We start from the raw sequence: 6,840 nt of genomic DNA on the forward strand, positions 1-6,840 counted from the left end.
CCGTTCGCGGAAGAAAGGCCTGAGCCTCTGCCGCACATCTCCCTTTCCTGACAGCGTGCCGGGAAGGGGCAGATTTTGAATATGCAGGGGAAAGGGAACCGCACAGCGCATGATCGAACATTCCTACGTCAATTCCATGAGCCGGGTCGGGCATCTCCTGAGCTGGCTTCCCGCTCCGCTTGGTTCGATCCTTCTGCTGCTTCTGGCGGCGGGAATTGCGCTGCTGTTCAGCCGCGTCATCACGGAGGCCCTGCCACGGCTGCCGGGCCTGCGTCGCATCCAGTTCATTCATGCGATCATCGCGCGCCTGCGGACGACCATCCGCAACTTCCTGATGATCATCGCCGCCAGTGCCGCCCTTCAGGCCACGACCGGTTTTACGCCCGCGACGATGACCTTTCTGGAACAGGCGTTCCTGTGCCTGTTCATTCTCAATCTCGGCTTCGGCATCATCAAGACGTTTCGCCTGCTGACGGACCAGTATCTTAACCGCATCACGGCCAAGGAGCACACGGACGACATCACTGCGCGCTCGCACCAGACACAGATCCGTGTCCTGCGCCGGCTGATCGAGATCTCGTTCGGCGTGCTGACGGTCGCGTCCTCGCTGATGGTGTTCCACTCGGTGCAGAAATTCGGTGTGTCGCTGTTTGCGTCCGCCGGGGCCGCCTCCCTGATCGTTGGTTTGTCCGCCCGTCCGGCCCTGTCGAACCTGATTGCCGGTATCCAGATCGCCGTCACCCAGCCGATCCGCATGGAGGATATGCTGATCCTGAACGGGGACTGGGCCTGGGTTGAGGAAATCAACGCGACCTATGTCGTCCTGCGCACCTGGGACCGCCGCCGCTACATCGTGCCGATTTCGTACTTCCTTGAAAATCCGTTCCAGAACTGGACGCACAGTTCGCCGTCTCTGATCTGCTCGCTGTTCCTGTGGCTGGACTATCAGACCCCGGTCGAGCGCCTGCGGGAAATCTACTTCGAGGAACTCGCCAAGTGCCCGGACTGGGATCAGGACAAGACCTCCATCGGCTGCCAGATCGCGGATACCAACGCACAGGTCATTTCCATCCGTCTGATCGCGGGTGCGGCCGATGCGAACGGGATGTGGAATCTGGGCTGCGACATCCGCGAGCGCATGCTGCGCCGTCTGCGCACGGAAATGCCAGAATGCCTGCCGCGCGGACGGACCGCCATTGTCTCCGGGACGCCGGACCAGAGCCCCTGGCCGGACAATCTGGTCGCCCCGCCGGTCAACCGCCCGCAGGATGGCCCCTATCGCGGCCCGGACATGCCGGCTTCTCCGCCCGCAGCGATGCCCGGACGCTCCTGAGGAGAAGCGTTTGGGCAACAGGCTCATTCGTTCAGGGAAAATTCACTGAAAACGGCACGGCCGGACTGCCAATATCATTATGAGACTGGCATGATCTGGGGCATACTCTGATACAGATTGCCAGACCGCAACGAGGATATGCCGTTCGTGAAGCTCGTTACTGCCATCATCAAACCGTTCAAGCTTGATGACGTCCGCGAAGCCCTGACCCCGCTTGGGGTGCAGGGTCTCACTGTTACCGAGGTCAAGGGTTTTGGCCGCCAGAAAGGCCAGACGGAGATCTATCGCGGCGCCGAGTATCACGTCAGCTTCCTGCCCAAGCTCAAGATCGAGGTCGCCGTTTCCGACACGATCGCCGAGGACGTGATCGAGGCCATCATGACCGCAGCCCGCACCGGCAAGATTGGTGACGGCAAGATCATGGTCTCCAGCCTCGACCAGCTCATCCGCATCCGTACGGGAGAAACCGGCGAGGGCGCTCTCTGATGGCCGCCCCTGCGCTGAGGCGCTCCGTACTTTCCCTTGCAGCCGGTGTTGTTGCGCTGCCCGCCATCGCCCATGCCGCTCCGGCCGCTGCCCCCATTGATACGGGTGACACGGCCTGGATGCTCGTCAGCACGGCCTTTGTCCTGATGATGACTATCCCCGGCCTGGCGCTGTTCTATGGCGGCATGGTCCGCAAGAAGAACGTGCTGGCGACGCTGATCCAGTCCTTCATGATCTGCTGCATCGGCAGTCTGGTCTGGATGGTCGCCGGGTACAGTCTGGCGTTCTCAACCGGTTCGCCCTGGATCGGGGATCTGTCGCGCGTCCTGCTGCGGGGTGTTGCGGACAACTTCCATGAGGGCGTTGATTCCGCTTTCACGCTTGGCGCCGGAACCCCTGCCGCCGTCACGATGACGATCCCCGAGAGCGTCTTCATGATGTTCCAGATGACGTTTGCCGTCATCACCCCCGCCCTCATTACGGGCGCCTATGCCGAGCGCATGAAGTTCTCTTCCATGTGCCTCTTTACGGTGGCCTGGCTGCTGCTGGTTTACGCGCCGGTTGCGCACTGGGTCTGGAGCCCGACCGGCTGGGTCGCGGGGCTTGGTGCGGTGGACTTCGCTGGCGGTACGGTCGTGCACATCAATTCCGGTGTGGCCGGTCTGGTCTGTGCGATCATTCTGGGACGCCGCAAGGGGTTCGGCACGGAAGATCTCTCTCCGTTCAACCTGACCTACGCCATTATCGGCGCATCTCTGCTCTGGGTCGGCTGGTTCGGCTTCAATGCGGGTTCCGCGCTGGGTGCCAATGGCCGCGCGGGCATGGCCATGCTGACGACGCAGGTCGCTGCCGCTGCGGGCGGTGTGGCCTGGATGGTCGTCGAATGGGCGCGCACGGGCAAGCCAACGGCGCTGGGGATCATCTCGGGTGCGGTGGCCGGTCTGGTCGCCATCACGCCAGCCGCAGGGTTCGTCCTGCCGGGCAGCGCGGTCCTCATTGGTCTGATCGCTGGTGCTGGATGCTTCTGGAGCGCCACCTGGCTCAAGCACCGCTTCAATTATGATGACAGCCTCGATGCGTTCGGCGTCCACGGTACGGGCGGCATCATCGGCGCCATCCTCACCGGCGCGTTCGCCTATGGTCCGCTTTCGGCCACGGCGTCCAACCCGGAAGGGACGGTCGCCAGTGTCCATCAGGTCGTGGCACAGGCCGAGGCCGTGGGTGTGACGGTGGTGTGGTGTGTTATCATGACGACGCTGATCCTGAAGGTTCTGGATCTGGTGATGGGCCTGCGGGTCTCGCCGGAAGAGGAGCTTGAAGGTCTCGACATGGTTCTGCATGGTGAGCGCATCAACTGACTGCGCCCATCCGGCGGTTATGCTGCGGGGGCTGTTTTCTCCCGCCGATTTCAGAATGAAGGTTCTTTCTGCATGACGTTTACAAAAGCCTTTTCCGGCCTTTCCCTCGCGGCGCTTCTGGCCGCCGGGCTAAGCGCTGCCCCCGCGCATGCCATGACGGCCAAGGAATGCCATGCCGCATTCAAGACGGCCAAGCAGAACGGTTCCCTGAACGGCCAGTCCTACAAGGCCTTCAAGGCCGCCAGCTGTGGTGAAACGACCAAGGCTGCCGCTGCTCCGGCCGCCGCGGCTGAAACGGCCCCGACCGCTGCTGCAACCCCCGCTGCTTCCACCAGCGCCGCAGCGTCGGATTCTTCTCCGGCTGCGACAAAGGCCCCGATCGCGCCCAAGGCGGCGGTTGCTTCGTCGGGCAATGTCGTGTTCCCGACGGCCATCTCTCCGGAATTCAGCAAGCTCTCCGCCGGCAAGGCCCGTCAGAAGACCTGCGTGGCCCAGTACAACGCCAACAAGGCGAACGGCGGCAACGGTTCGCTGAAATGGATCCAGAAGGGCGGCGGCTACTGGTCGGAGTGCAACTCCCGCCTCAAGGGTGAATAAGCACTGCTTTGCAAAAAAGGCTCCTTCCTTCGGGAAGGGGCCTTTTTTATTTGATCATACGTCTCATAAGCACAGCTGTTTGGGGGGCGGAAAGCCCGCTATCGGCATTGGGCGATCAGAAGCAGACACCGACACATCATTGAGACCCTCCTGACCATAAAGGGCTAAAGAAAGGCTTCATCTACCTTTCTGCTCCCTCCCGATCAGTTCCAGACCCTCTTCATAGGTCGTGACAGAAAACTCCGGAAAATGATGCTTGAATTTCGCTGAATCAAAAAGATTGTCCTGTTCATAACGCGGGAGCAGTTCCCTGATCTCCCGGACCTGCTTTGAAAAAATGCCTGCGAGGATCAGCGGCCATTTTCCGATGACGGAATAAGCAGGCGTTCGTCCGAAAACCCTGCTCGCCATGGTGACAAATGTCTTATAGGTCGGCCGCTCATCACAGCATGGGAGATGCCAGGTCTGCCCGAAAGCAGCCGGTGTATTGCCCAGGGTTGCCAGTGCACGGCTCGCATCCGGCGTCCAGATGAGGGTGCGGCGCGTATCGTCACGGACAGGAACCAGAGGCCTTTTGCCGGTTTTCAGCCTGTCGATAATCAGGGTATTAGTGAAGCTCTGTGTTTTTTCGGGGCCATAGAATTCCGGGGCACGGGCGATGAGCACGGGAATGTCTCCCCGCGCCATTTCTTCCAGGACCATGGACGCCATTGCGGCGCGCACCCGCCCTTTCCGGCCAACGGGAGCGAAGCGGGTTTCCTCTGTCTGAAGCTGGCTGTCCTGCGGATACATGTAGGTATTGTCGAAATATGCAAAGCTGGCCCCAGCAGTCCGGCAGGCTTGCAAAGCATTCTTCAGCAGGACGGGAAACCGGTCTTCCCAGAGTTTGCTGTCCGGAGGCAGACCAGCTGTGAAATAGACGATGTCGCTGCCTTTCACCGCTTCGGTTGTCTGTCGGACGTCCATCAGGTCCGCAGCCATAACAGCGTCGTCTTCATTGACCTTGCGGGGATTGCGGCTCACCAGGCGCAAGTCACGCGTATGATAATGATGCAGGCTCCGCGCCAGTTCGGTGGCGATCTGACCGTTTGCGCCAAGAATTGTCTGCATATGTCTTAGCCTCTGCGTTGTCTGACTGATGAGGGACATGCAGCTTAACGTTCGAGTCAGATTTAAGGTCAAACAGGAGATTGACCTTCAGCCAGGCTCGAACGTTACAGGATGGGTGTCTGAGTACCCTGCCACATGAAAGGGGCCCGTCATGAACCGCCGTATCCTTCACGTTGCCACCAACGTCGCCCATTTTGACAATCCTGCTCATCCTACCGGATTGTGGCTGTCAGAACTGACACATGCCTGGGATGTGTTTGCCGCCAGGGGTTTTGAACAGCACATTGTCAGCCCTCGGGGCGGGAAGGTTCCGCTTGAGCCCAAGGCTTTGAAGTGGCCCCTGTGCGATCAGTCGGCCAGGGCCTGGCTGAACGATCCAGTAAAAATGGCTTTACTGGACGCTACACTGAGCCCCGATGACGTTCGGCCCGAAAATTATGATGCGATCTACTTCACCGGTGGTCACGGCGTGATGTGGGATTTTCCGGACAGTGACAGTCTTCAGGCCATCACCGGCGCGATCTGGGAAAAGGGTGGCGTCGTATCCGCTGTCTGTCATGGATATTGTGGGCTTCTGAACATCCGGCGTGCGGATGGTTCTTTTCTGGTGGCCGGCCGAAAGATCACCGGTTTTTCATGGACCGAGGAGAAACTGGCAGGTGTTGCGCGCGAAGTCCCTTATAATGCGGAAGCACAGGTGAAGGCACGGGGGGCGATTTACGAAAAGGCACTCCTGCCATTCATGTCCCATGTCGTGAGCGATGGTCGACTGGTAACAGGGCAGAACCCCTTTTCCGCCAGGGGGACGGCAAGAAAAGTCGTGGCGCTTCTGGATGGGGCTTAACGGGATGCCGTCTTTTTACGACGGTCAGGGCTGACCGACTGACGGCGGTCCTTCGTATCCAGAAGGCGGATATCGCCCGATGTGACGTCGAGGGCTTCGGGGTGGTCCGAAAGCATATTCGTCAGGACACGATGCGCATTGGCTGCACAGTCCATGTCGTCGGGGCGCTCCTGAATATCCTCAATAAGACGAAGCAGATGCGCTCTGCTCTGGGTCAGGCGCACCTGCAGCGCTTCGATATCCGCAATCTTGCGGGTCAGGGCATCCATCAGCGCCGCATGATCCCAGTGTGTCAGATCAGAGGGCAGCAGGGTGCGGATTTCGTCCAGCGTAAACCCGGCCCGCTGCGCTGTGGTGATAAGACCCAGGATCATCACGGCCTGCTGCGGGTAGGTCCGGTATCCGTTGGGACGGCGCTCGACCGTCTTCAGGAGGCCAATCCGCTCATAGAAGCGGATGCGCGAGGGTGTCAGTCCGCTTTGCTGTGCCAGTTCTCCAATCTTCATGATTTACCCCCGGTCATGAACGCAGCTTGACCTTGAAGTTAGCTTCAAGGTTAGGCTCTGACCAGTATCCCGTTATTGATCAGCCAGGAGGCGTATCATGTCCTTTGTCACCACATCTGACGGTGTAGAGATTTTCTATAAGGACTGGGGATAGAGGTGGTCCCGTCTGTTCGGACAGTTTTTGGATTTGAATAAGCTATACCCGGTTATTGTTATGCCGCCATTCTGACGGCGTTGCTGTTGGCCCTCTGGTCCGGGGTTAACCCCGGGCCAGATGGCGTCGGCGCGCCATGATACGCCTCATCAGGCGTTCGTCCAGCCAGAGCCGTATGGGGACGTTGCCCGTTATAATGGGTGATCCATTTCGTGAGCCCCACTCGAAGTTCTGATCCGGTCTCAAATGCGTGCAGGTAGACACATTCGTATTTCAGCGACCGCCACAGACGCTCGATGAACACGTTGTCCAGCCAGCGCCCACGTCCATCCATGCTGATACGGATCTGACGCTCTTCCAGGAGCCCGGTAAAACGGGGCGTCGTGAATTGTGAGCCCTGATCCGTATTGAAAATTTCCGGGGCGCCATAGCGCGTAAAGGCATCCTGTAGC

Annotated in this window: 8 protein-coding genes; 5 read left to right on the forward strand and 3 right to left on the reverse strand. The window is 59.7% G+C overall.

From position 1 onward, the window contains the following. The first annotated feature begins 109 nt into the window (after positions 1-109). From HKD24_RS10390 to HKD24_RS10405, 4 genes are all read left to right on the forward strand, one after another. Positions 110-1,333, forward strand: a complete 1,224-nt coding sequence (locus tag HKD24_RS10390; protein WP_228124318.1) for a mechanosensitive ion channel family protein — start codon at positions 110-112, stop codon at positions 1,331-1,333. Positions 1,334-1,480: 147 nt separating this feature from the next. Continuing rightward, positions 1,481-1,819 (forward strand): P-II family nitrogen regulator, encoded by a 339-nt coding sequence (locus tag HKD24_RS10395; RefSeq protein ID WP_024716650.1) that lies wholly within the window; start codon positions 1,481-1,483, stop codon positions 1,817-1,819. Next, positions 1,819-3,177 (forward strand): ammonium transporter, encoded by a 1,359-nt coding sequence (locus HKD24_RS10400; protein ID WP_322783307.1) that lies wholly within the window; start codon positions 1,819-1,821, stop codon positions 3,175-3,177. The genes HKD24_RS10395 and HKD24_RS10400 overlap by 1 nt, the downstream gene beginning before the upstream one ends. Positions 3,178-3,249: 72 nt before the next feature. Then, positions 3,250-3,774 (forward strand): hypothetical protein, encoded by a 525-nt coding sequence (locus tag HKD24_RS10405; RefSeq protein WP_062497172.1) that lies wholly within the window; start codon positions 3,250-3,252, stop codon positions 3,772-3,774. A 177-nt stretch (positions 3,775-3,951) separates the two neighbouring features. Here the strand turns inward: HKD24_RS10405 and HKD24_RS10410 are convergent, their stop codons facing one another. Then, a complete protein-coding gene (locus HKD24_RS10410) occupies positions 3,952-4,884 on the reverse strand; it encodes an SDR family oxidoreductase (protein ID WP_194260228.1) in 933 nt (310 codons plus the stop codon). Positions 4,885-5,035: 151 nt separating this feature from the next. Here HKD24_RS10410 and HKD24_RS10415 point away from each other — a divergent pair, with 151 nt between their 5' ends. After that, positions 5,036-5,728 carry a type 1 glutamine amidotransferase domain-containing protein gene (locus HKD24_RS10415; RefSeq protein WP_194260229.1) on the forward strand — a complete coding sequence of 231 codons (693 nt, stop codon included), beginning with the start codon at positions 5,036-5,038 and terminating at the stop codon, positions 5,726-5,728. On the opposite strand, the gene HKD24_RS10420 is transcribed toward HKD24_RS10415, so the two are convergent. Continuing rightward, entirely contained in the window at positions 5,725-6,234 is a 510-nt protein-coding gene (locus HKD24_RS10420) for a MerR family transcriptional regulator (protein ID WP_194260230.1), read from the reverse strand. The two genes, HKD24_RS10415 and HKD24_RS10420, sit on opposite strands and share 4 nt — an antisense overlap. Positions 6,235-6,446: 212 nt before the next feature. Beyond that, positions 6,447-6,840 (reverse strand): integrase core domain-containing protein (locus HKD24_RS10425; RefSeq protein WP_194260231.1); only part of this gene is annotated, 394 nt, incomplete at its 5' end.

It is taken from the genome of Gluconobacter vitians, assembly GCF_015244565.1.
GTDB classification, from domain to species: Bacteria; Pseudomonadota; Alphaproteobacteria; order Acetobacterales; family Acetobacteraceae; genus Gluconobacter; species Gluconobacter vitians.